Raw genomic sequence first — 24,767 nt, 5'->3', positions numbered from 1 at the left:
CCCGGCATCCGCTCGCGTCGGCGATGTCGGGAGGCGCCGATAGTGTCGAGGACATGACAGAGGATGCTGCGCAGCGGGCCGTCGTGACGGCCGGACCCGAGGCATCCGGAGTCATCGTCGGCGCGCCGGGAACCGGCAAGACGACAGCGCTCATCGACCGGGTCGTGCACCTGCTGGGCTCCGGGCTCGAGCCGGAGCAGGTGCTCGTGCTCACGCCCAGCCGCCAGGCGGCTACCGCTCTGCGCGACCGCATCGGCGTGCGCATCGACAAGGCGACGCCGGGGCCGCTGGCGCGGTCGGTCGGCTCGTTCGCCTTTCAGCTGGTGCGCGGTGCGATGGTGCGCGCGGGCGACGATCCGCCTGCGCTCCTGACCGGTGCCGACCAGGACCGCATCATCGCCGAGCTGCTCGCCGGCGACCTCGAAGACGAGCGTGTGCACTGGCCCGACGCGCTCGGGCCGTCGGTGCGGGCGTCGAAGGGCTTCCGCTCCGAACTGCGCGCGTTCCTCGCCGAGTGCACCGAGCTCGGCATCGGGCCCGGCGAGCTGCGTGACTCGGGCTTCGATGTCTGGGCGGCGGCGGGCGACTTCCTCAACCAGTACCACGACGTGCTCGGGCAGCTGCGCTCAGCGCACCGCGACGCGGCCGACCTGCTCAGCGAGGCGACCGCCATCCTGCACCTGGCGGATGCCGGCACGCTCGGCCCGCTTGCACCGCTGCGCGTGGTGCTGATCGACGACGCACAGGAGCTCACCCGCGGCGGCATCGCCATGGTGGGCGCACTGCGCTCGCGCGGCATCGCGGTGCTGGCCTTCGGCGACCCCGACATCTCTTCCGGTGCGTTCCGCGGCGCGAGCCCTGAGCTGTTCGCCCGTCTCGCCGCCGACCTCGGCGACGTGCACGTGCTCGACGGTCCGCACCGGCAGACGCCCGCGCTCACCTCGCTCACCCGCACCGTCACGCAGGCGATCGGCGCGGCAGGTCGCGTCGACCACCGCCGCGCGCCCGTCACGGTCGACGACACGGATGCCGCGGTCGCGACCTTCATCGCGCCCTCGCCCTACGAGGAGGTCGACCGCATCGCCGGAGTGATGCGCGACTGGCATCTCTCGGGCGGCATCGGCTGGGATCGGATGGCGGTGATCGCGCACGACACGCGCCAGGTCGCACAGCTCGAGACCGAGCTCGCCGCCCGCGAGATCCCCACCAGGGCGGCCGGCGTGCAGCGACCGCTCGGCGACGAGTCCGTGGTGCGAGACATCGTCGGCATCGTCGGGCTCGCGCTCACTCCGGTGGAGGAGCGCACTCCGCAGGAACTCGAAGAGGCGCTGCGCTCGCCGTTCGGCGGCATGGACGCGATCGGGCTGCGCCGGCTGCGCGCCCGGCTGCGGCATCTGGAACTCGAGCAGGAGGGCAACACCCCGGCGCGCGAGCTGCTGCGTCAGGCGATGGCGACCCCGGCGCATCTCACCCTGATCGACGCGGCCGAGGCCAGGGCCGCGGCTCGGTTCGCCGACACGATCGTGGAGATGACGGCGGCCGCCGCCTCGGGCGAGACCATCCACGATCTGCTCTGGCGCGCGTGGGACGGTGCGCGCTCGGTCGACGGGCGCAAGCTGCAGTACGCCTGGCGCGAGAACGCGATGCAGCCCACCGGTGGCGAGACGGCACGCGCGCTGGATGCCCTGGTGGCGCTGTTCGACGCGGCCAAGAGGTTCGTCGAGCGCACGCCGAACGAGAAGCCGCGCAAGTTCGTCGACGACATCCTCGGCAGCGAGGTGCCGGAGGACACGCTCTCTTCGCCCGAGCGTCCCGGCCGGGTCACTCTGCTGACGCCGGCGACCGCGCTGGGTGCCGAGTTCGATGCCGTGGTGATCGCCGGCGTGCAGGACGGCGTCTGGCCGAACGTCCGGCTGCGCGGCGGGATGCTGCAGACCTGGCGACTCGCCGACGCGATCGCCGCCGCACGCACCGGCGTCGAGGTCGCCGTCCCCGGCATCCTCGACCGGCGCCGCGGCGCCCTGCACGACGAGCTCCGACTGTTCGTGCGAGCCGTGTCGCGGGCGCGCAGCCGTCTGCTGATCACGGCGGTCGATGACGATGACGCGACGCCGAGCCCGTTCTTCGGCTTCCTGCCGCAGCCCGAGCCGCCGGAGCGGCACCCGTCGGCCGAGCATCCGCTCACGCTGCGAGGAATGGTCGCCCGGCACCGGCGCACGCTGACCACGACGACCTCGCTCGCCGCGCGCGCGGAGGCGGCGGGGCAGCTCGCCGTGCTCGCCCGCGAGGGCGTGCCGGGCGCGGAACCTGCGGAATGGTACGGCGTGACGTCGTCGTCGAGCGAGGCGCCGCTGCACGATCTCACGGTCGAAGCCGCCCGGGTGTCGCCGTCGCGCATGGAGTCCTTCGAGGAGTGCGGCCTGAACTGGGCCGTGTCGGCGCTGGGCGGAGACACCGTGATGCCGCCTTCGGCGGGCATCGGCACCATCGTGCACGCCGCGATGGAGACCGCACCCGACGGGGATCTCGAACGGATGCGGGAGGTGGTCGCCGCGCGCTGGCCCGAGCTCGACTTCGAGACCGAGTGGATCGGGCGCAAGGAGCGTCGCCGGGCCGAGCAGTACGTCGACCGGCTGCACTCCTATCTCGACACGGTCACGCGTGACGGCGGCCGCGTCCTCGCCAGCGAGGTGGAGTTCCGGTTCGCGGTGGATGTGCCGGAGCTCTCGGGTCCTGAGCGCCCTTCGTCTCGCTCCGCTCGCTCAGGATCCGAAGAGCGAGACGAAGGACGCCCCACAGTGCATCCGGTCGGCGAGGACACCGCACATCAGGCGATCATCCACGGGTACATCGACCGCGTGGAGGCATATCCGGCCGGCACCGGCGAGCACTCCGCCGCGCGCGGACGAGGCTGGCAGGCGATGACCGCCGCAGATGAGAGGGTGGTCGTGGTCGACCTGAAGACCGGCAAGTACGAGCCGGAGAGCGACGACAAGGTCATCGAGCACGCGCAGCTCTCGGCCTATCAGCTCGCCGTGCAGCAGGGCCTCATCGAGGGCGCTGCCCCGGAGTCCCTGGCCGGCGCACGCCTGGTGCTCGTCGCGAAGACCCTGTCGAAGAGCGACTACCGCGTCGCCCACCAGCACACGCTCGACGGCGAGGCACGCGACGAATTCCTGCGCCGGGTCGCCGAGGCCGCGCGCGGCATGTCGGCCAGCAGTTTCACCGCACAGGTCGAGGCGCACTGCGCCGACACGCAGTGGCGCGTGCAGCCCTGCCGTATCCACACCGTGCCGGCGGTGAGCGCATGAGTACCTGGACCGGATCGCTGCAGATCTCCGCGACCGATGTCGCCGCTGCACTCGGGCTGCCATCGCCGACCGCGGCGCAGCAGCGCGTGATCGAGGCTCCGCCCACGCCGGCGCTCGTCGTCGCGGGCGCGGGCAGCGGCAAGACCGAGACCATGTCCGGACGGGTGGTCTGGCTGGTCGCGAACGGGCACGTCCGCCGGGACGAGATCCTCGGGCTCACCTTCACCCGCAAGGCGGCCGGTGAGCTCTCCGAGCGCATCGCCGCACGACTGGCCATGATCGACGAGTACGGTCGCCGCGGCCTGCTGCCGCACGTCCCCGAGATCGTCGCGTCCGGCGCCCTGCGCCGAGTCGACGAAGCAGCTCCCGGCAGGCAGCGCGACCTGGTCCGCTCGCACGTTCTCGACGAGCTCGCGGCGCGGTACGGCACCGAAGCGGCGCCGGCCGCGGCGGAGGACCTGATGATCCGACCACGGGTGTCGACCTACAACGCATTCGCCGACGGCATCGTCCGCGAGCACGCCGCCCGGATCGGGCGCGACCCCGATGTGGCCATGCTCAGCCAGGCGGCATCCTGGATCCTCGCCCGCGACGTGGTGCTGCGCTCCGACCTGCCTGGACTGGAACTCATCGACCGCTCGCTCACCGGCGTCGTCGACGCGGTGCAGTCCCTCGCCGGCGACACGCTCGACCACCGCGTCGACCTCGACCGCGCCGTGCGGATCGCCACGGACCAGGCCCGTGCCTTCGCGCCCTTCCGCAGCAACGGAGACGTGGAGAAGGCCGCGGCCAACCTCGAGGCGCTGCCGGTGCTCGCCGCCCTGGTGCGCGACTACATCTCCGAGAAGGAGCGCCGCGGGGTGCTCGACTTCGCCGACCAGGTCTCCGGAGCCTACGACATCATCGAGTCCGCTCCCGACGTGCGCGCCGAGCTGCGCGAGCAGCACCGCGTGGTGCTGCTCGACGAGTACCAGGACACCTCGGTCATCCAGACCCGGTTCCTCGCGGAGCTGTTCCGCGACTCCGCGGTGATGGCCGTGGGTGACCCGCATCAGTCGATCTACGGATGGCGCGGCGCGAGCGCCGACAACCTGTACGCGTTCTCGGGGTCCTTCGCCCACGAGCAGCCCGCGCAGACGTACAGCCTGATGACCAGCTGGCGCAACGACTCCGGCATCCTCGACGTCGCGAACCGGGTTCTCGAGCCGTTGCAGCGCCCCGGCCTGGACGTTCCGCCGCTGGAGCCGCGGCCCGGAGCCGGAGCCGGCACCGTCGACACCCGCTTCGCGTTCACCGTCGACGACGAGGCTCGCGACGTGGCCGACTGGTTCGCGTCGCGGAGGGCTGCGCACCGGGGGAGCAGCCCGCACACGGGCGCGATCCTGTTCCGCTCCAAGCGGCACATGCAGACCTTCGCCGGGGCGCTCGCCGCGGCCGGCATCCCGCATCGCATCCTCGGACTCGGCGGACTGCTGAACACGCCCGAAGTGGTCGACGTGGTCTCGACGCTGCGCGTCATCCACGATCCCACCGCGGGATCGGCGCTGATCCGCCTGCTCACCGGACCGCGGTTCGGCGTCGGCGTCGCCGACATGGCGGGACTCTACGACCTGGCATCCGAGATCGCGAAGCGCGACAGCGCGCTGATGCCCCTGCCCGACGACGTGAAGACGCGTCTGCGCTCCTCGCACGGCGCTGACGAGGCTGTCTCGATCGTCGACGCCGTCGACGTGGTGCGCGGCATGCGTGACGACTACCGCCTGATCGACGGGATCACTCCGGACGGACGTGCACGCATCCGCGCGGCAGGAGAGATGCTGGAGCGGCTGCGCCGCGCGGTCGCCCAGCCGCTGCCCGAGCTGATCCGGCTGATCGAGTTCGAGCTTCGTCTCGACATCGAGCTGGCCGTCAACGAGACCCGAGGACCTGCGCGCGTCGCCACCACGCAGCTGCGCGCCTTCGCCGACGAGGTGCGCGCTTTCCTCGCGGCCGACGAGCGCGGCACGATCGGCAGCCTGCTGGCCTGGCTCGACAAGGCCGAGCTCACCGACGAACTGATGCCGCGGCCCGAACCGCCTGAGCCCGGCGTCGTGCAGCTCCTCACGATCCACGGCTCGAAGGGGCTGGAATGGGATGCCGTCGCCGTGGTGCGGCTGGTCGAGGAGGAGCTGCCCTCCCGCCCGACCGACACCGCCGGGTGGTTCGGCTTCGGCGCTGTGCCGTTCGCGCTGCGCGGAGACGCCGCGGCTTTGCCCCGCTTCGAATGGGATCCGCAGGCGGCGATGGACGCCGTGGGCGACGATCCGGCCAAGCGTCAGAAGGCGGGCCAGGCCTCGCTGTCCGGTGGTGGGAAGAACCCCGGCGCGCTCACCCGGTTCAAGGCGGCATACTCCGAGCACCAGAAACAGGAGGAGCGCCGGCTCGCATACGTCGCCGTGACCCGGGCGCGCAGCGACCTGCTGCTGACCGGCGCGCACTGGGCGGGGCAGAAGAAGCCGCGCACGCCGAGCCCGTACCTGCTCGAAGCGTTCGATGTGTTGGGCGTGGAGGGGATCGGGCAGATCGACCCCGACGAGAACCCCTACGACGGACCGGGCATGACGGCGAGCTGGCCGCTCGATCCGCTCGGCGCCAGGCGCGAGCGCGTGGTGCTCGCCGCAGACGAGGTGCGCGCCGCGCAGACGGCGCCGCTTCCGGATGCCGCGCCCGAGCTGATCCGGCTGCTGGCAGAGCGCGAGGCGCGGCAGCGCGGCACAGACGCGTCCGTCCCGACCCGCGTTCCGGCATCGCGTTTCAAGGACTACGTCACCGATTTCGAGGGCACTCTCGGGTCGATCATCCGTCCGATGCCGGAGCGGCCCTACCGGCAGACCAGGCTCGGCACGCTGTTCCACGCCTGGGTCGAGCAGCGTTCGGAACTCGTCGGCACCGGGCCGCGCATCGACGACGGGCTCTGGGAGATCGACGACGACGCGCCCGACGCGCAGGACGTCTCCGAGGTGGATGCCGCCGACCTTGGCCGTCTGCAGGAGATCTTCGAGCGCAGCGAATGGGGTGGACTCGCGCCGATCGCCGTGGAGATCGAGATCGATTTCGCGCTCGGCGGGTCGCCGGAGCACGACGGCCACATCGTGATCTGCAAGCTCGACGCCGTGTATCAACGCGCCGACCGCGGCGGGCGCATCGAGATCGTGGACTGGAAGACCGGCAAGGCGCCGCGCACCGTAGCCGAGCGGGAGGACCGGATGCTGCAGCTCGCGCTGTACCGACTGGCATATCACCGCCGGTTCGGGGTGCCGCTCGAAGATATCGACGTCGCGCTGTACTACGTCGCCGACGACCTCATCATTCGCGGTGACCGGGTCTACTCCGAGGTCGAGCTGGTCCAGCGCTGGAGCGCGGCCCGCGCCGCACGCTGAGCCTCCTCGGCCGAATCGAGTCCCTCATCATCTGATGCCGCCGCCGGCCGGCCGGTGCTGCTCGGACCCTTCGCCGTGCCGTGATCGCCGGACGAGCCGCGCACGCCGGTGATGCCGGCGGCTTCCGCGCGTTCGTCGAGATCGGCGAGATCCTGCGTCTCCTGGCCGGAGTCGTCCTCCCCGGTCGCGAGGGGCTCCTCCTGCTCGGACACCGCGTCCGCGGCATCCTCCTCGGCCTCCGCCTGCCAGAGATCTTCGGGACGGTACGCATCGGTCTGCATCGACGTGTCCACGGTCGCGGGCGGGACCTGGGGCAGGCGACCGGCTGCGTCCAGGGCCGAATCGACGTCGGCGGTCGCGCCCGCAGACACCCGCAGATCGTCGTGCACGCCCTCGGCGAGTGACTCCAGCAGTGCAGCGGCGTCGTCGATGATGTCCGTGCGGCGCATCGCCTCACCGTGCACGAGCCAGCGCGCGAACTCGAGCTCCGCGCGCAGCCGGGCGCGGACGCGCAGCGCGGAGTCCACCGCGTGCGCCGAGGAGCGTCCGTACGCGTCGTGCACGTCGTCGGCGGCATCCTTCGCCCCCGACAGCCACGCGAGGTCCACGGCGGGGTCTCCGAGCGAGAGGCCGTGCCATCCGACCAGGCCCACCACCTGCGGGCCGAGCTCCGGGTCGTCCTCGAACAGGAACGAGTCGGCCTGCACACCACCGAGGGTCACGGTCGCCTCGAAGCGCCACAGGTCGTCGTCGTCCACGGCCTGGCGCCAGCGGCTGCCGAGGCGGGCGGGCACTCGTCCGGTCGCGGTGGCGCGCTCGACCAGCCGGCGCACTTCCTCGCGGGCCTCGGCGGCGTCGCGGGCCGTGAGCCCGCCGCCTCGCACGACGGATGCGGGCAGCGCGTGCGTCGCCGCGATCGCCTCTCCGACGGACCAGGCGGCACCGCGGCCGGCAGGAACCTCCGAGGCCTCGATCTGGAAGCCGGGCAGCAGGCCGGTGACCAGCGCGCGGCCGTCGCCGATGCGCGTCTCGCCGATGTACTCCGGGGCCTGGAAGGGCAGCATCTCGCGAGCACCGGCGGTCAGGGCGCGCAGCGCGATCGCCTCGGCGGCGAGCTCGCGCGCGCTGTCCTCGTCGTCCGCGACCCGGATCGTCAGCTCACGACCGTCGGCCAGAGTGGCCACGGCCGAGTCGAACCGTCCGTCTCCGCCGGCGGTGAGGGGACGGGCGCCGGTGACCTCCGCCCCGGGCAGTGCAGCTGTGACCGCCGCCACTAGAGTGAAAGGAGAGCGTGCCATGCCCTCCAGGTTAGGTCGGCATCAGGGGCCTGACGCCCACGCCACGCCCGATCGGGCACAGGCCGCCGTTCAGGCGCACCGCTGCCGCCGTGCAGAATCCGGGGATGAGAGGGACCACATGATCGTCGAACCGGGCCTCCTCGACCGCGCCGGAGAGCTTCGAACCGAACCGGGCATCCTCGACCGCCTGCGAGCGGATGCCTTGACGCGCGTGATCGTCGCCCACGACCGGCGCGCGCGCGTGACGGATGCCGCGCTGCTGCGCGTCGCGCCCGCGGACGTCGTCGGCGCACGGGACTGGGCTCTGCTCGGCCGCGACCCGGACGGCACGCCGGTGCTGCTCGCCGTGGTGGAGGACGCCCCGGCCGACACCGTGACCCTGGATGCCGTGCCCGCCGACCCCGCGCCTGTCGACTCCGCCGTCTGGTCGGGAGTGCGTGACGCCGGCGGGGTGCTCGCCGGGGTCGAGGCGGAACTCCTGATCGAGGCCGTCGCCCTCGCCGACTGGTTGACCGGCTTCCGGTTCTGCCCGGCCTGCGGCTCGGAGACCGAGCTGCGCCAGGCCGGCTGGTCGCGGCACTGCCCGTCCTGCGGACGCGAGCACTTCCCGCGCACGGACCCGGCGGTGATCGTCGCGATCGAGAGCGCGGACGGCGAGCGTCTGCTGCTCGGCGCGAATGCGAACTGGCAGGGCCGGATGTACTCCACCTTCGCCGGGTTCCTCGAGGCGGGCGAGTCGCTCGAGACCACCGTGCACCGCGAGATCTTCGAAGAGGCCGGCGTGCGTCTGAAGGACGTGCGCTACCTGTCGTCCCAGCCCTGGCCGTACCCGCGCTCGCTCATGCTGGGCTTCCGCGCGACGGCGCTGGACGAGCACGCCGTCGCCGACGGCGAGGAGATCGTCGCAGTGCGCTGGCTGACCCGCCCAGAGATCGCGACCGCGCTGCGCGGCGAGGGGCCGGTCGGCCTGCCGAGCCCGTCGTCCATCGCACGGGCGCTCATCGTCGACTGGTTCGAGGAGCGCCCTTCGTCTCGCTTCGCTCGCTCAGGGACCGGGTTGTGAGCGCACTCGACGCTCTCGACGAAAGGCAGCGAGAGGCCGCATCCGTGCTGCGCGGGCCCGTGGCGGTGCTCGCCGGAGCCGGCACCGGCAAGACCCGCGTGATCACCCACCGCATCGCCCACGGCGTCGACACCGGCGCGTACTCGCCGGGCCGCGTGATGGCGGTGACGTTCACCGCGAAGGCCGCCGGTGAGCTGCGCGGGCGCCTTCGCGCGCTCGGCATCGAGGGGGTCGCCGCGCGCACCTTCCACGCCGCGGCCCTCGCGCAACTGAACTTCTTCTGGCCCACCTTGGCGGGCGACAGCGCCCCGTCGATCGTGAACAACAAGGTGCGCATGCTCGGGCAGGCCGCCGACGAGCTGCGGATCCGTCCCAGCACCGCCACCCTGCGCGACATCGCCGCGGAGATCGAGTGGCGCAAGGTCTCGATGATCTCGGTCGACAGGTACGTCGAGCTAGGCCGAACCGTCACCGGCGTCGACGCCGAGCGTCTCAGCGCACTGATGCACGCCTACGAGCGGATCAAGGACGAGCGCCGCCAGCTCGACTTCGAGGATGTGCTTCTCGCCTGCGCCGGCATGATCGAAGCCGAGCCGCGCGTCGCCGCAGCCGTGCACGAGCAGTACCGCCACTTCACGGTCGACGAGTACCAGGACGTCTCGCCGCTGCAGAACCGGCTTCTCGAGCTCTGGCTGGGGGATCGGCACGACATCTGCGTGGTCGGCGACGCCAGCCAGACGATCTACTCCTTCGCGGGTGCGCAGCAGCGGTACCTGCTCGAGTTCGAGCGTCGCCACCCCGATGCGACGGTCGTGCGTCTGGAGACCAACTACCGCTCGCAGGCGCCGATCCTCGCCGTCGCGAACGCGCTGATGAAGGGTCGCCCCGGTGCGCTCGCGTTGACGCCTGCGCGGGAGACGTTCACCGCCGAGGCTCCGACGGTCACCGCCTTCGACACCGAGACCGAGGAAGCCGCCGGCGTCGCCGCAGCGATCGCCGCCCGCATCCAGGCCGGAGCCTCACCCGCCGACATCGCCGTGCTGTATCGGGCGCACGCGCAGTCCGCGCCGCTGCAGCAGGCGCTGGCCGCGCAGGGCATCCCCACCACCGTGCTCGGAGGCACCCGGTTCTTCGACATGCCGGAGGTGCGCCAGGCCGTGCTCGCGCTGCGCGCCGCGGCCGTCGCCCCGGCTCTCGCCGGATTCCTGCCCACCGTGCGCGACGTGCTGCGCAACCTCGGGCTGACCGAGGAACCGCCGCAGGCCGGTGGCGCGCAGCGCGACGCCTGGGAGGCCAGGCGCGCGATCCTGCGGCTCGCCGAGGAGGCGCCGGCGGATGCCACGCTGCGCAGCTTCGCCGAGACGCTGACCGCGAGGGCGAAGGACCAGCACGAGCCCGAACTGCGCACGGTGACGCTGTCGACCCTGCACGCCGCGAAGGGTCTGGAATGGCCGCACGTGCACCTGGCGGGATGGACCGAGGGTGCGCTTCCGATCGCCTACGCCACCACCTTCGAGCAGGTCGACGAGGAGCGCCGCCTCGCCTACGTCGGCCTCACGCGGGCCGCGCGTACGCTCTCGCTCTCGTGGGCGCGGACCGCGGGACGAGGGGAACGGGCGCCGTCGCGATTCCTGGCAGAGATCGGGACGACAGGTCGCGGCACAGGCATCCTTCGTGAAATCGCACCGAGTGCCATGCGATCCGTCCGTCGGGGCTGACCCTCGCGCTCAGGCCCGCCTCGGCGACCGGCGTGCGCAAGATGCGGGCAACCAGCGACGCCGCCTGCGCGAGCCTCGCTGACGAGATCGTGCCGACCGGACGCCCGATCAGCTGAGTGTGCAGCCGCGGCCAGGCGGGGTCGCGCCGGCTCTCGTGCTCATCGCGGCAGACGAGGCAGGGCGTCTCGCCAGGGCGGACCAGCGGTCCGATCGTGGCGGCGGCGGCCTCGAACGCCACCGGCAGGTGCGACACGTCATCGCGCAGATAGCTCGCGAACTGCAGAGCGGATGCCGCGCCCTCGACGACGATCACCCCGACATCATCCGGGTCGTGACGGCTGCCTCGATCCAGACCCTCCTCACGCAGGCACTCGGCCATCCGGGGGAGGGCGCGGTCGTCCGCGACGTTCACGCCCTCGACCCAGAACCTCGGCGCCGCCGGAGGGTCCTCGCGCAGCACGGGGCGCAGCAGAGTGAGAAGGTCGCGCGCGTCCTGACGCGGGGCGCCGACGGCGTGCGCGACGACGTCGAAGGACGACATCCTGATGCCGGAGCCGAGCCGGGCCAGGAGCGGCTCGACCCACGAGTCTGTGGCGTCGACGTGAACGATGTTCTCGAGACCGAACTGGATGGTGTCGGAGTCGCGCCACAGCAGGGGGTACCGAGGATCGAGGCGTGTGATCGTCGTCGGGCTGAGCGGGCTCATGAGGACGATCATGGCCGGGGGCACCGACGTTGTGGGGCGTGAACTTCGGACCTGTGGACAAGTGGTTCGTGGGAGGGGTCGCGGGAGGAGATGTTCCCCGCACTCGCAGAGTGGGGTGGGTCGCGGGATGGGGTGTTCCCTGCGCTCGCAGAGTGGGGTGGGTCGCGGGATGGGGTGTTCCCTGCGCTTGCAGAGTGGGGTGGGTCGCGGGAAGGGGCGTTCCCTGCACTCGCAGAGTGGGGCCCTCCGCCTGCTGGGCGCGGGCAAGCCCGCGCCAGCAGGCGGCCCCTCCCAATGCTCGTTCCGGGAACGCCCCTTCCCGCTCAAGTTTCTGGGGCGGCGCGACGCGGCGGAGGTGGATATCGGGGCGGGGAGTGTGAGGGGATGTGAAGGTCAGACCGGGCGGGGGTCGTCGGGGTGGTCCTCGTCGGGGGACTCTGAAGAATCGGGGGACTGGTCCTCGGAGGGGGAGCCGCCGAAGTCGTCGCCGTCGAGGAGGCGGGCGAGAGCCTCGTCGAATTCGTCGGCGGCCGGCGCCTCGCCGCGCTCGCCGGCCTGCAGTCGGGCGATCAGCGCGGCCGGGTCGTCGATGTCCGAGGCCTGAGGCATCAAGTCGGGGTAGTCCCAGAGCGCGTCGCGGGCCTTGACGCCCACCGCATCCGTCACGGCTCGCCACATGGCGGACGCCTCGCGAAGGCGGCGCGGGCGCAGTTTGAGCCCGACCAGCGCGCCCAGCGCGTCCTCGGCGGGACCGCCCACGGCGCGGCGGCGACGAGCCGCCTCGGCGAGCCGGACTCCGTCGGGAAGGCGTGAGATCGCCTCGGTGGTCACGACATCCACCCAGCCGTCGATCGTCGCCACGACGTTCTCCAGGCGGGTCAGCGCCTCGCGCTGCGCCTCGGACTGGGCCGGCAGCAGCGCACCGCCCTCGATCGCGGCTCGCAGCTCCTCGGGGTTCGAGGGATCGAGCCGCTCCGCGACATCCTGCAGCGCGTCCACGTCGACCTCGACTCCGCGCGCGAACTCGGTGATCTGCGACATCAGGTGCAGATGCAGCCACTTCGCGTGCCGGTACAGCCGCGCGTAGGCGAGCTCGCGCACGGCGAGGTACAGCGCGATCTGGTCCTCGGGGATCTCCAGTCCCTCGCCGAAGGCGGCGATGTTCTGCGGGATCACAGCGGCGGTACCCGCGGGCAGCACCGGGATGCCGACGTCGCCGCCGGAGACGACCTCGAGCGACAGGTCACCGAGCACCTTGCCGAACTGCATCGCGAACACCGAGGCACCCAGGCCCCGCATCAGCTGGCCCGCACCCTGGAGCGCGCCCTGCATCTCATCCGGCGCCTGCGAGCCCAGAGCCTGCATCAGCGCGTCGGCGATGCTCGTGGACACCGGACCGGCGATCTCCTTCCACACCGGAAGCGTCTGCTCGACCCACTCGCCGCGGGTCATCGCCCGCGGCGGGGCGGACAGCTCCGACAGGGTCGTGGCCTCGCTCAGCCACAGATCGGCCAGCGCGAAGGCATCCGCCAGCGAGCTGCGGGAGCCGTCGGTGATGCCCTGCCCGTCCTGGTTGGCGATGTGCAGCGCCTGGCGCTTCGTGCTCTCCCACGGGTCGCCGCCGAACGCGCCCTGCATCTGGGCGAAGATCGCCTGCATCTGGGCAGGGTCGATCTCGAAGCCGTTCATGCCGCCCATGGCATCACGCAGCGCGTCCGGGTCGATTCCCTCGCCGGACATCATCCGGCGCAGAAACTCCTCGAAGTCGGACGGGTCGGGTCGGTCGTCGCTCATGTCGCCCTCTCAGCACGCGGAAAGCCTGTGACCTCTACGCTAGTCACAGGTTTCTGCGCATGCCCCGGACGCACGCGGATCCCTGTACGCCGCTCGCGAACGTCGGAGGTCGCCCGTGTCCACAACCCGGTCCCGACGGCTCGGCGTAGGCGTCTGGGCGCTCGTCGTCGCGCTGGTCGCACTCGTCGCGCTCACCTTCATCCCCACGCCGTACGTGATCCAGCGGCCGGGTCCGGTCTTCGACACCCTCGGCACGGCGAAGGGCGCCGACGGCGAGAAGGTGCCGCTGATCGAGGTCGAGGGCGCCGAGACCTTCCCGACCGGGGGCACCCTCGACCTCACCACCGTCCAGGTGGTCGGCAACCGCGAGCGCACCCCGAGCTGGGCGGAGTTGGCCGTCGCATGGGTCGACCCGGCGCGCGCCGTCGTGCCGATCGACGCCGTGTTCCCCGAGGGCGTCACCTCCGAGCAGCGCGACAAGCAGAACGCCGAACTGATGGTGAACTCGCAGCATGAGGCCACAGCCGCGGCGCTCACCGAGCTCGGCTACGACGTCGGCGCAAAGGTCGAGGTCGTCGAGGCGATCAAGGATTCTCCCGCCGACGGTGTGCTCGAGGCCGGCGACATCATCGTCGCGATCGACGGTCAGAAGGTCTCCTCGGCCAAGGTGCTCCGCGAAGAGGTGCAGAAATCCGAGGGTGAGACGGTCGACCTCACCATCCAGCGGGACGGCACGGAGAAGCAGGTCTCGTTGACGCCGAAGAAGCAGGATGTGAACGGCACGACCACCTGGCTGATCGGCATCTCGCTGACCACCACCTACGACTTCCCGATCGACGTCACGATCCAGCTCGACAACGTCGGCGGTCCGAGCGCGGGCATGATGTTCGCGCTCGGCATCATCGACACCCTCACTCCGGGCGAGCTCAACGGCGGCAAGAACGTGGCAGGCACTGGAACGATCGAGGCGGACGGCACGGTCGGCCCGATCGGCGGCATCCGTCAGAAGCTGTACGGCGCGCGGGATGCCGGGGCGAAGATCTTCCTGGCACCGGAGAGCAACTGCAACGAGGTCGTCGGGCATGTGCCGGACGGGCTCACCGTATACAGCACCGCGACGCTCGAGGACTCGATGCACATCCTGGACGTCGTGTCCAAGGGCGGCGACACCTCGAAGCTGCCCACCTGCAAGGCGTCCTGAGACCATTCCGTTACGAAGCCGGTGCACAGACGCCCTGCCTAGGATGGACGCGTGACCTCGAACCCTGCGCCGAATGCGGCCACGCCCCGAACTTCCCGAAGAATCCTGACGATCTCGCTCATCATCATCGCGGCGCTGATCGCCGGGTTCTTCGTGTTCGCCTCGCTGTACACCGAGTTCCTCTGGTTCGACCAGCTCGGCTTCGAGCGGGTGCTGACGACCCAGTGGCTGGCGACGGCGGTGATGTTCGTCGTCGGATTCCTCGGCATGGCGGTGCCGCTGTTCCTGTGCATCCAGCTCGCCTACCGGCTGCGTCCGGTCTACGTGCGGCTGAGCTCGCAACTGGACCGCTACCAGGAGGTCGTCGAGCCGCTGCGCCGGCTGGCGATGTGGGGCATGCCGATCTTCTTCGGTGTCTTCGCCGGGTTCGCCTCGGCGGGCAACTGGCGCGTCGTGTGGCTGTGGGCCAACGGCGTGAGCACCAGCGTGAAGGACCCGGAGTTCGGTGTCGACACCGGGTTCTACCTGTTCGCGATGCCCTTCTACCACATGCTCCTCGCGTTCGTCTCGGCCGTGCTGCTGCTCTGCCTGGTGATCACTGCGCTGGTCTCGTACCTGTACGGCTCGGTGCGCATCGGCCAGCGTGAGCTGCGCATCTCGAAGCCGGCCCGCATCCAGCTCGCCGTGCTCGCGGGCCTCTATCTGGTCGTGCAGGCCGTCAGTCTGTGGCTCGACCGCTACCTCACGCTGACCCAGCCCGACGATCGCATCACCGGTCCGGCATACACGGGTGTCAACGCGACCATCCCAGGGCTCGCGATCCTGTCGATCATCGCCGCAGTCGTGGCGATCCTGTTCTTCGTCACCGCGGTGATCGGCCGCTGGCGCTTCCCGCTCGCGGCGACCGCGCTGCTGGTCGTGGCATCCCTCGTCGTCGGCGTCGGATACCCCTGGATCGTGACCACCTTCCAGGTGAAGCCGAACCAGAACCAGCTGCAGGCGCAGTTCTACGACCGCAACATCGCGAGCACGAAGGCCGCCTACGGTGTTGACGACATGACGGTCACGCCGATCAAGGCGAAGACCGACACCGAGAAGGGCCAGCTCCGCGAGGACGCCCAGACCACGGCATCGGTCCGCATCATGGACCCGAACATCATCAGCCCGACGGTGGCGCAGCTGCAGCAGTATCGCTCGTACTACCAGTTCGGCAAGGACCTCGACGTCGACCGTTACAAGATCGACGGCAAGATGCAGGACACCGTGGTCGCGGTCCGCGAGCTCGACATGTCCAAGCTCGGCGGCGGCGACAGCTGGAACAACCGCGCCGCGGTCTACACGCACGGCTACGGTCTGGTCGCGATGGCCGGAAACCAGCGCACCTCCGACGGAGAGCCGGTGTTCCTCGAGCAGGGCATCCCGTCCTCCGGCTTCCTCACCGACAGCGAGAAGTACGAGCCGCGAGTGTACTTCGGCGAGCACTCCCCGGAGTACTCGATCGTCGGCGCTCCCGAGGGATCGAAGCCGGTCGAGATCGACTACCCGCGCGGCGGCGAGGACGGCGGCTCCGACACCAAGACGACGTTCAAGGGCGACGGCGGTCCGCGCATCGGCAACACGTTCACGAAGCTGCTGTACGCGCTGAAGTTCCAGTCCGAGCAGATCCTGTTCTCCGACCTGGTCAACTCCGAGTCGCAGATCCTGTACGACCGGGATCCGATCCAGCGGGTCGGGAAGGTCGCCCCGTACCTGACTCTCGACAGCGACCCGTACCCCAGTGTGGTCGACGGTCGGATCGTCTGGATCGTCGACGGCTTCACGACCAGCGCGTCGTACCCGTACTCGTCGAAGGTGAGTCTGCGCGATGCGATCGCCGACTCGACCAACGGAGGGTCGGCGGTGCCGTTCGACGAGATCAACTACATCCGCAACTCGGTCAAGGCCACGGTCGACGCCTACGACGGCTCCGTGAAGCTGTACGCCTGGGACGACAAGGACCCGGTGCTGCAGACCTGGCAGAAGGTGTTCCCGTCGACGGTCCGTCCGATCAGCGAGATGTCCGGCGACCTGATGAGCCACGTGCGCTACCCGACCGACCTGTTCAAGGTGCAGCGCAACATGCTCGGGGTCTACCACATCAAGGACGCGAACTCGTTCGCCCAGGAGGACAACCGCTGGCAGACGCCGGACGACCCGCAGGTTCCGAACCAGTCCCAGCCGCCGTACTACCTGTCGATGCGGATGCCGGGGGAGGACACCTCGCGGTTCTCGATGTACTCGACCTTCATCCCCGCCTCTCAGGGGCAGAGCACCCGAGAGGTGCTGATGGGTTACCTGTCCGTCGACTCGGATGCCGGATCGACGAAGGGGAAGAAGTCCGACACATACGGAAAGCTGCAACTGCTCGAGGTCGACACGGACAACACCGTGCCCGGCCCCGGTCAGGTGCAGAACACGTTCAACTCGGACACGTCCGTCGCGCAGCAGGTCAACCTGATGCAGCAGGGCGAGTCGCAGGTGAAGTACGGCAACTTGCTGACCCTCCCGGTGGGCGGTGGCCTGCTGTACGTGCAGCCGGTCTACGTGCAGCAGTCCAAGGGCACCCAGTTGCCGAACCTGCGCAAGATCCTTGTCGCGTTCGGTGACCAGGTGGCGTTCGAGGACACCCTGACCGAGGCGCTTGACGCGCTGTTCGGCGGCGACGCCGGTGCGACCGGCGGCGCGGAGGATGTGCCGCCGACGGGCGGCGAGACGACGCCGCCGACGACGCCGACGACGCCCACCGCTCCGGATGCCGCCGAGAAACAGGCGCTGGCGGATGCCTCGAAGGCCATGCAGGCCCGCGAGGCGGCGCTGAAGGCCGGTGACCTGGAGGCGTTCGCCGCCGCCGACAAGCAGCTCACGGATGCCGTGCAGAAGCTGCTCGACCTCTCGGGCTCCTCCTCGACGACGCCGAAGAAGTAATCCGGCTGAACTGCACAGAGACCCCCTCCTGCCGGTGGCGAGAGGGGGTCTCTGTGCATCGGGCACTGGCGGGCGTCGCGCTGAGGGCGGATGATGATGACATCGGCTTCACGCACGAGGAGGTGGGCAGATGGAACTCGTGGCAGGGTCGCGGATCGTGATCCATGGGGCGAAGGTGGGTGACAGCGAGCGTCACGGCGAAGTGATCGAGGTGTGCGGCGACAGCGGGGGACCGCCGTACTACGTCCGCTTCGACGACGGCCACGAATCGCTCGTGTTCCCCGGTCCGGACTGCGAGATCGAACATCGGGACTGACCGTACGCGCCCGGGCGTACGGCCCGATTCGCCGTGCCTGTCAGAGCGTGTTAGGCTATTCAACGTGCCGCGGGGTGGAGCAGTTCGGTAGCTCGCCGGGCTCATAACCCGGAGGTCGCAGGTTCAAATCCTGTCCCCGCAACAAGAAGAAGAAGGCCCGGTCCATGAGGACCGGGCCTTCTTCGCATGCTGCACGGATGTCGCTTCGGAACCTGTCCCGGCGGCGCGTGCAACACTTCGGCCTCTGCCGGCCACTACCTCTGTGAGGATGGACACGCCGTCCTCTGATCGGAGAGACCATGCCGAAGCCGGACATCGACGACCTGCTCGCGGGAAGCGCCGGACGCTACGAACCGTCTGCCGCGACGCGCGCCTCCCTTGACGCGCTCGTCACTCAGACCCGCGCCGCGGCCGGGGCACGCCGGCCGCGGCGGCATCGTCTCCTATGGGTCCTCCCGGTCGCGGTACTCGGTGTCGGGGCGCTGACTGCGGGTGCGGTGGTCGTCGACGACCTCCTGCACGCCGATCTGCCGATCGCCGTCGAGTACACCACTGACACCGGTGTCACCGTGTCATGCACCGCGCAGATCCGCGGGGGTTCGCTCTTCTCTCCGCAGAAGGACGAGGTCGTGAACTATTACCGGACCCACGACTTCAGTGGGATCGGCGAGCGCGTTTATGACTACGCGATGGTGCTGTCCGGCGATCACCAGGCCACGCCCGGCGTGCTTCCGAAGTCGTCCGAGTGGATCCCCGAGGAGGGGAGCTTCGCGCCCGACGTGGCCGCATTCTCACAATCCTTGACATCGTTCCTCCTGACCGATGCTCTGGTCGATCTCGGCATCGGTGGCAGCGGCGATGCCTCACTCACGAGCGACTGCACGGGGCAGCTGCGATGACGGCCGTTTCGGCGACTGCGCCGGTTCGGACCGTGATGGGCGCGCCCGACCTGGAGGATGCCTTCCGTTCGGAGGCCACCGCGCTGCTCGGATACTTCATGAGGCGCGTGACGCCGCAGGAGGACGCTGCCGACTTGCTGAGTGAGACCTTTCTCGCCGCCTGGAAGAGTCCCTCTCTCGGATCGATCGAGCCCGTAGGGATTCGACCATGGCTTTACGGGATCGCCGCGAACGTGCTTCGTCAGCATCGTCGCGGCAAGGGGCGCCGTACCGCGCTCGGTGACAAGCTCCGCGCGAACGTCGTCGCTGACCTTGCAGCCGGGCTTGATGGTGTTGTGCCGGGCGTGGATCCGGATCTCGCCGAGCACATACGCGATATCGTCTCGACGCTGCCCGAACTCGATCGCGAGATCATCACGCTCGTCTACTGGGAGGGTTTCACCCAGGAGGAAGTCGCAGCGATCCTGGGCAAGCGCGCTGTCACTGTGCGGAGCCGGCTCTCGCGCACCCGGGCTGTGTTGCGCGAGCGTCTCGCGGCCGCCCAGGACTGACCAGTCCGTCCCTCACCCGTCTTACCTCACGGCGTGGGACGGGCATTCGCCGCGCTCCACGGAACGGAGTCCCTCATGCGCGCGCCCAATCTGTTCGACGTGCTGCGCCTGGTCGCGGCGTCGATGGTGGTCGTGGGGCACGCCTGGCCGCTCACGGGTCTGGCAGACGCTCCGCAGTTCGCAGGCATCCGCATTCATCACCTCGGCGTCTACGTATTCTTCGCGATCAGCGGCCACCTGCTCGCCACGAGCTGGCAACGCGATTCGCGCGCTCTGTCGTTCCTGATCCGGCGATGTGCGAGGATCTTCCCCGCGCTGCTCGTCGTCGTGGCGCTGTCCGTGTTCGTGATCGGGCCGCTGGCCACCTCCGCACGGCAACCCGGGTACTGGTCTTCGCCTGACACATGGCAGTACCTGCTGAGCGCCGTACTGCTTGCGCAGTATGACCTCCCTGACGTGTTCGCCTCGAATCCCGAGACGACCGTCAACGGCTCGCTGTGGAGTCTGGGCGTGGAGTTCTGCTGTTACCTGATGCTCGTCGGAACCGCCTTGCTGGGGCGGCGCATACGCATGATGTTGCAACTGGTGCTGGTGCTCTCCTTGGGGTCCGCAGTCCTCCTGGGCCTCGTCACGGGGCCCATGCACACCACCGCGGTTGCGGTCGTCTTCTTCATGTTGGGAGCCTTTGCGGCTCGTGGCAGTGAGCTGTCGACGTGGCCGATCTGGCCCGCCGTGGTCGGTCTTGTGCTGATCGCTCCGCTGCAGGGCAGGGCGGGCACGCTGCTCGCCTGGCCGGTCGTCGTCTACGTCGTGGTGGCAGTCGGCTCCCACCGCAGCGCCGCCGCGGGAATCATCCGGCGGCTGGGAGATCCGTCCTACGGGATCTACCTGTGGGGATACATCGTTCAGCAGCTTGTAGTCGAATTCACGCCGCGGATGCCGCTGGCCTGGAACGTCCTCACGGTCCTGGGCTCCACCGCCGTGCTCGGCTTCGCTTCGTGGCACCTGCTCGAGAAGCGGGCGGTAGCGCTCGGCGCGAGGCTGTCGGCGCGCGATCTCTCCCTTCCGCGGCACTTCGTCTAGCGTCGGAAACATGACCGAACATCGTTCCGATTCGGCACTCAGGAGGCAGCGTGCGTAAGAGCAGGACTGTTGGCCAGCTGCGTTCCGCCACCGCAACGGCGGGAGCAGCGAAGACAGGCCGATCCGGAGCTGTCTCCGTCTCCATTGCCATCGCGATGGCGGGTCTCCTCTCAGTCGGGCTGGCCGCCTGCAGTCTGTCCCCGCGGTCGCCGGCGGACCGCGCTCGCGACGTCGCCGAGCAATGGATCGCCGCGGCCAAGGCCGGCGACGACGACGCGGCCTCAGACCTGGCCTGTGCGGACGTCGACCCTCGGATGGGCGTGAATTCCGACAGCGGCGGATTCACGAGCTACACGCTCGAGCTCCAGGACAGGGGCGAGGGGATCTTCTACGCCAGGTACACGCTGGACTACCCGGACAGCGAAGACTCGCCCGGCGTCCTGACGGTGAGGACCGAGGGCAGGACTTGCATCGAAGCCTCGCAGTAGTGGCTGTTGCGCATCTGCGCAGTCGATGCAGAACCGCTGCAGGATCGCGAACGCCGTGTCCCCAGCCAGCCACGACGTGGGAGCCCAGCGTGCCTCGCGACCTCGCGGCTGAGGCAGGATGGAGCCATGACAGCATCCGCACCCCTCGTCGCCGTCTGCCAGTTCGCCCCGACGGCGGATCGCGCAGCGAACCGTGCGCGGGTCGCGGAGCTGGTGGCCGAGGTCGCCGCGCACGGCGCGCGCCTCATCGTCCTCCCGGAGTACTCCAGCTTCTTCGTCAATCCGATGGACTCCTCGCTCGCCGAGAACGCCGAGCAGCTCGACGGCCCGTTCGTCCACACGCTGCGCGAGGTGGCATCCCGTCACGGCGTCGTGATCGTCGCGGGGCTGGTAGAGACGGCGGATGACGGCCGCGTGCACAACACGGTCGTCGCGGTCTCCGTCGACGGCGTGCGCGCGATCTACCGCAAGCAGCACCTCTACGACGCGTTCGGGCAGACCGAGTCGGACTGGATCGCGCCGGGTGAGCTCGGCGCTGCAGTGTTCGACCTGGACGGCATCAGGTACGGCCTGATGACCTGTTACGACCTGCGGTTCCCCGAGGTCGCGCGCACGCTGGTGGATGCCGGGGCCGACGCGCTCGTCGTGCCGGCGGAGTGGGTGCGCGGGCCGCTCAAGGAGCACCATTGGACGACGCTCCTCGCCGCGCGGGCCATCGAGAACACGGTCTACGTCATCTCGGCCGACCACCCAGCGCCGATCGGCGTCGGGCACTCGCAGATCGTGGATCCTGAGGGCGTCGTGGTCGCCGGTGTCGGCAGTGCCGAGGGGGTTGCGCTCGCCGCCGTCGACCGGGATCTCGTCGCCCGCACCCGCGAGACGAACCCGGCGCTGCGGCTGCGCCGCTACGCCGTCGTGCCGCGCTGAACTCCGAGACGAATCGGCCCCCGGAATGGGCCGCAGGGGTGCACGTCAGCGGAGCGCGGTCAGCCGACGGGCCGCCTCTTCCAGCACCTCGACGCGCTTGCAGGCAGCGAAGCGCACCAGGCCGGCGTAGGACTCCTGCCGTTCGGGGGACACGAACGCGCTGAGCGGGATCGCGACCACTCCGGCGCGCTCCGGCAGTACGCGGCAGAACGCCGCGGCATCCGCTCCGCCCAGCGCCGTGGCATCCGCCACCGTGAAGTAGCCTCCCTGCGGACGGTGCACCGCGAAGCCGGCGGCGCGCAGCGCATCGCCGAGCAGTTCGTGCTTGCGCAGCAGCGCGGAGGCGGCATCCGCGAAGTAGGAGTCCGGCAGCCGCAGCCCGACGGCGACGGCGGGCTGGAACGGCGCGCCATTCACATAGGTGAGGAACTGCTTCACGGTGAGCACCGCCGTGATCAGAGCGGCCGGACCGTGCACCCAGCCGATCTTCCAGCCGGTCGTCGAGAAGGTCTTGCCCGCCGACGAGATCGTCAGGGTGCGCTCCGCGGCGCCGGGCAGAGTCGCGATCGGCACGTGTGCACCGTCGAAGGCGAGATGCTCGTAGACCTCGTCGGTGACGATGATCGCGTCGTGCAGGTTCGCGAGCCGGACGACCTCGGCGAGAACCTCGGCCCCGAACACGGCGCCCGTCGGGTTGTGCGGATCATTGACCAGAATGATCCGGGTGCGGTCATTCACCGCATCAGCGAGCTCCGCCAGGTCGGGCTGGAACCCCGGAACCCGCAGCGGCACCGTACGCAGCCGGGCACCGGCGAGGGCCACGATCGCCGCGTACGAGTCGTAGTACGGCTCGAAGACGAGCACCTCGTCGTCGGGGGAGTCGATCAGTGCGAGCAGCGTCGCGGTGAGCGCCTCGGTGGCACCGGCCGTGACGATCACCTCGGAACCGGGATCGACGCCCAGCCCGTAGAAGCGCTGCTGATGCTCGCTGATCGCCGCCAGCAGGTCGGGGGCGCCGCGCCCGGGCGGATACTGGTTCACTCCGGCGGCGATCGCCTCACGGGCGGCTTCGAGCACCTCGGCGGGCCCGTCCTCGTCGGGGAAGCCCTGGCCGAGGTTGATCGACCCCGTCCGCGCCGCCGCTGCGGACATCTCCGCGAAGATGGTCGGAGCGACCTGGCCGTCGGGGGAGAGCAGACCGGCCCCGGCTGCGGTGCGGCGCCACGCGCCGGGAATGACATCCATGCAGAACAGGCTAAGACCATAGAAGAATTCCATCGTCGCCATACGAAACGCACAGCATCGCCCGTCACGCTGTAAGAGTTGTAAGGAGCAGACCATGAACGAGAACAACCAGGGCGAACCGATCGCCCCCCAGCCGTCCCAGAATCCGGATGCCACGGCCGCGGGCGCGCCCGCCGGTCATCAGCTTCCGTCGAACTTCTCCTCGGACTCGCAAGCACAGGCCGCCGCCCCGCAGTCACCCGTCGCCCCGCAGGTACCGGTGACGCCGCAGGCGCCCCAGGCGCAGGCCCCCCAGAACCCCGTGTTCCCCGCCCCGCACACTCCGGCGCCGCAGGCGCAGCCGGTGCAGGGTCCCCAGGGCCAGCCGGTCCAGGGCCAGGGGTACCCGACCACGGGTGCTGCTCAGCAGCAGCCCACGGCCGCCTATGCGACCGGTGCGGCCTTCGGCCTTCCGCCGCAGAGCGCCGACGCACCCACCCAGCCGGTGCAGCCCCTGCACGCCGCGCAGGCTGCGGCGCCCGCGAAGCGCTCCGGCGGCAAGATCGCCGCGTTCGTGCTGGCCGCGGCCCTCGTCGGAGGCGTCGCCGGCTTCGGCGGCGGCGCTCTGTGGAATTCTGCCGCACCCGAGAACCAGGGCTCGGCGGCATCCGGTCCGCAGACCGTGACGGTCAACAACCCCGGCTCGGTCAACGAGACGACGGCCATCGCCACGAAGGTGCTGCCCTCGGTCGTCACGATCGACGTCTCCGGTGGGAACGAAGGCGGCAGCGGCTCGGGCGTCGTGCTCACCAAGGACGGCTACGTGCTGACCAACACCCACGTGGTCACCCTCGGCGGAGCGGTCTCCGACCCGACGATCAGGGTGACGACCTCGGACGGCAAGATCTACTCGGCCACCGTCGTCGGCACCGACCCGACCTACGACCTCGCCGTCATCAAGCTGAAGGACGCCTCGGGTCTCAAGCCGATCGACTTCGCGGACTCGTCCAAGCTGAATGTCGGCGACACGGCCGTGGCCGTCGGCGCGCCGCTCGGTCTGTCCAACTCGGTCACGACCGGCATCGTCAGCGCGCTGAACCGCAGCATCCAGATCGCGTCCTCGGCCGCGCCGAAGACAAGCGATCAGAACCAGGGCCAGCAGGACCAGAACGGTCAGGACGGCAGCGGCGACGGCAGCGGCAGCCCGTTCCAGTTCGACATTCCCGGTCAGGGCCAGCAGCAGCAGAGCACCGCGTCCATCTCGATCGCGGTGATCCAGACCGACGCGGCCATCAACCCGGGCAACTCCGGTGGCGCGCTGGTCGACAGCAAGGGCGACCTGATCGGCATCAACGTGGCGATCGCGACCGCCGGCGGCTCGTCCTCCGGCAGCAGCGAGTCCGGCTCGATCGGCCTGGGCTTCTCGATCCCGTCCGATGTCGCGCAGCGCGTTGCCAAGCAGATCATGGACGACGGCGCCGCCACCCACGGCCTGCTCGGCGCCTCGGTGCGCGACGCATCCTCGGTCCAGGACGCCACCGTCGCCGGTGCATACATCGTCGAGACCACGCCGAACGGTGCGGCCGCGAAGGCCGGGCTGCAGAAGGGCGACGTCGTGACCGAGTTCAACGGCGTGCCGATCACGAACTCGACAGACCTCACCGCCCAGGTGCGTGCGGTCGCCGGTGGCAGCGACGCCAAGTTGACCTATGTCCGCGACGGCAAGTCGTACGACGCCGAGGTCACGCTGGGAACGCTGAAGTCGTAACAGCCCCGCATCTGCTCCGCAGAGAGGGACGTCACCA

The 24,767-nt window shown here is 70.1% G+C and carries 16 protein-coding genes and 1 tRNA gene; 14 read left to right on the top strand and 3 right to left on the bottom strand.

Features of this window, described 5'->3' with window-relative positions; genetic code table 11:
- Positions 1–53 precede the first annotated feature (53 nt).
- Both ACFVDO_RS05695 and ACFVDO_RS05690 read left to right on the top strand, forming a co-directional pair.
- Positions 54–3,311 carry an ATP-dependent helicase gene (locus ACFVDO_RS05695; protein WP_378856963.1) on the top strand — a complete coding sequence of 1,086 codons (3,258 nt, stop codon included), beginning with the start codon at positions 54–56 and terminating at the stop codon, positions 3,309–3,311.
- A complete protein-coding gene (locus ACFVDO_RS05690) occupies positions 3,308–6,730 on the top strand; it encodes a UvrD-helicase domain-containing protein (RefSeq protein ID WP_378856961.1) in 3,423 nt (1,140 codons plus the stop codon). Before ACFVDO_RS05695 ends, ACFVDO_RS05690 begins: the two co-directional genes overlap by 4 nt.
- Here ACFVDO_RS05690 and ACFVDO_RS05685 read toward each other — a convergent pair.
- A complete protein-coding gene (locus ACFVDO_RS05685) occupies positions 6,676–8,028 on the bottom strand; it encodes a hypothetical protein (RefSeq protein WP_378856959.1) in 1,353 nt (450 codons plus the stop codon). The genes ACFVDO_RS05690 and ACFVDO_RS05685 overlap by 55 nt on opposite strands.
- A 118-nt stretch (positions 8,029–8,146) precedes the next feature.
- Between ACFVDO_RS05685 and nudC the strand changes: the two genes are divergently transcribed.
- Both nudC and ACFVDO_RS05675 read left to right on the top strand, forming a co-directional pair.
- Positions 8,147–9,091 carry an NAD(+) diphosphatase gene (nudC, locus tag ACFVDO_RS05680; RefSeq protein ID WP_378856957.1) on the top strand — a complete coding sequence of 315 codons (945 nt, stop codon included), beginning with the start codon at positions 8,147–8,149 and terminating at the stop codon, positions 9,089–9,091.
- Positions 9,088–10,809 (top strand): ATP-dependent helicase, encoded by a 1,722-nt coding sequence (locus tag ACFVDO_RS05675; RefSeq protein ID WP_378856955.1) that lies wholly within the window; start codon positions 9,088–9,090, stop codon positions 10,807–10,809. Before nudC ends, ACFVDO_RS05675 begins: the two co-directional genes overlap by 4 nt.
- Positions 10,810–11,908: 1,099 nt before the next feature.
- Here the strand turns inward: ACFVDO_RS05675 and ACFVDO_RS05670 are convergent.
- A complete protein-coding gene (locus tag ACFVDO_RS05670; protein WP_378856953.1) occupies positions 11,909–13,309 on the bottom strand; it encodes a zinc-dependent metalloprotease in 1,401 nt (466 codons plus the stop codon).
- Between the two features lie 115 nt (positions 13,310–13,424).
- Here ACFVDO_RS05670 and ACFVDO_RS05665 point away from each other — a divergent pair, with 115 nt between their 5' ends.
- From ACFVDO_RS05665 to ACFVDO_RS05625, 9 genes are all read left to right on the top strand, one after another.
- Positions 13,425–14,510, top strand: coding sequence for a PDZ domain-containing protein (locus tag ACFVDO_RS05665; protein WP_378856951.1), 1,086 nt, complete (start codon positions 13,425–13,427; stop codon positions 14,508–14,510).
- A gap of 51 nt (positions 14,511–14,561) precedes the next feature.
- Entirely contained in the window at positions 14,562–17,474 is a 2,913-nt protein-coding gene (locus ACFVDO_RS05660; protein WP_378856949.1) for a UPF0182 family protein, read from the top strand.
- Between the two features lie 130 nt (positions 17,475–17,604).
- Positions 17,605–17,790 (top strand): DUF1918 domain-containing protein, encoded by a 186-nt coding sequence (locus tag ACFVDO_RS05655; protein WP_378856947.1) that lies wholly within the window; start codon positions 17,605–17,607, stop codon positions 17,788–17,790.
- 68 nt (positions 17,791–17,858) lie between these two features.
- A tRNA-Met gene (locus tag ACFVDO_RS05650) sits at positions 17,859–17,932 on the top strand.
- Positions 17,933–18,089: 157 nt separating this feature from the next.
- Positions 18,090–18,689, top strand: coding sequence for a hypothetical protein (locus ACFVDO_RS05645; RefSeq protein ID WP_378856945.1), 600 nt, complete (start codon positions 18,090–18,092; stop codon positions 18,687–18,689).
- Positions 18,690–18,724: 35 nt separating this feature from the next.
- Positions 18,725–19,240, top strand: a complete 516-nt coding sequence (locus ACFVDO_RS05640) for an RNA polymerase sigma factor (protein ID WP_378886839.1) — start codon at positions 18,725–18,727, stop codon at positions 19,238–19,240.
- 99 nt (positions 19,241–19,339) lie between these two features.
- Positions 19,340–20,323: an acyltransferase family protein gene (locus ACFVDO_RS05635; RefSeq protein ID WP_378856942.1), complete on the top strand. Its 984-nt coding sequence runs from the start codon at positions 19,340–19,342 to the stop codon at positions 20,321–20,323.
- A 155-nt stretch (positions 20,324–20,478) separates the two neighbouring features.
- A complete protein-coding gene (locus ACFVDO_RS05630; protein WP_378856940.1) occupies positions 20,479–20,811 on the top strand; it encodes a hypothetical protein in 333 nt (110 codons plus the stop codon).
- Positions 20,812–20,937: 126 nt separating this feature from the next.
- Positions 20,938–21,738 carry a carbon-nitrogen hydrolase family protein gene (locus ACFVDO_RS05625; RefSeq protein ID WP_378856938.1) on the top strand — a complete coding sequence of 267 codons (801 nt, stop codon included), beginning with the start codon at positions 20,938–20,940 and terminating at the stop codon, positions 21,736–21,738.
- Positions 21,739–21,783: 45 nt separating this feature from the next.
- Here ACFVDO_RS05625 and ACFVDO_RS05620 read toward each other — a convergent pair whose 3' ends face one another.
- A complete protein-coding gene (locus ACFVDO_RS05620; protein WP_378856936.1) occupies positions 21,784–22,983 on the bottom strand; it encodes an aminotransferase class I/II-fold pyridoxal phosphate-dependent enzyme in 1,200 nt (399 codons plus the stop codon).
- A gap of 94 nt (positions 22,984–23,077) precedes the next feature.
- Here ACFVDO_RS05620 and ACFVDO_RS05615 point away from each other — a divergent pair, with 94 nt between their 5' ends.
- A complete protein-coding gene (locus tag ACFVDO_RS05615; protein ID WP_378856934.1) occupies positions 23,078–24,730 on the top strand; it encodes a trypsin-like peptidase domain-containing protein in 1,653 nt (550 codons plus the stop codon).
- The last annotated feature ends 37 nt before the right edge of the window (positions 24,731–24,767 follow it).

Source organism: Microbacterium sp. NPDC057741, from assembly GCF_042798735.1.
GTDB lineage: Bacteria > Actinomycetota > Actinomycetes > Actinomycetales > Microbacteriaceae > Microbacterium.
Note: the sequence above shows the minus strand (reverse complement) of the source record. Positions and strands in the feature narration are given on the sequence as shown.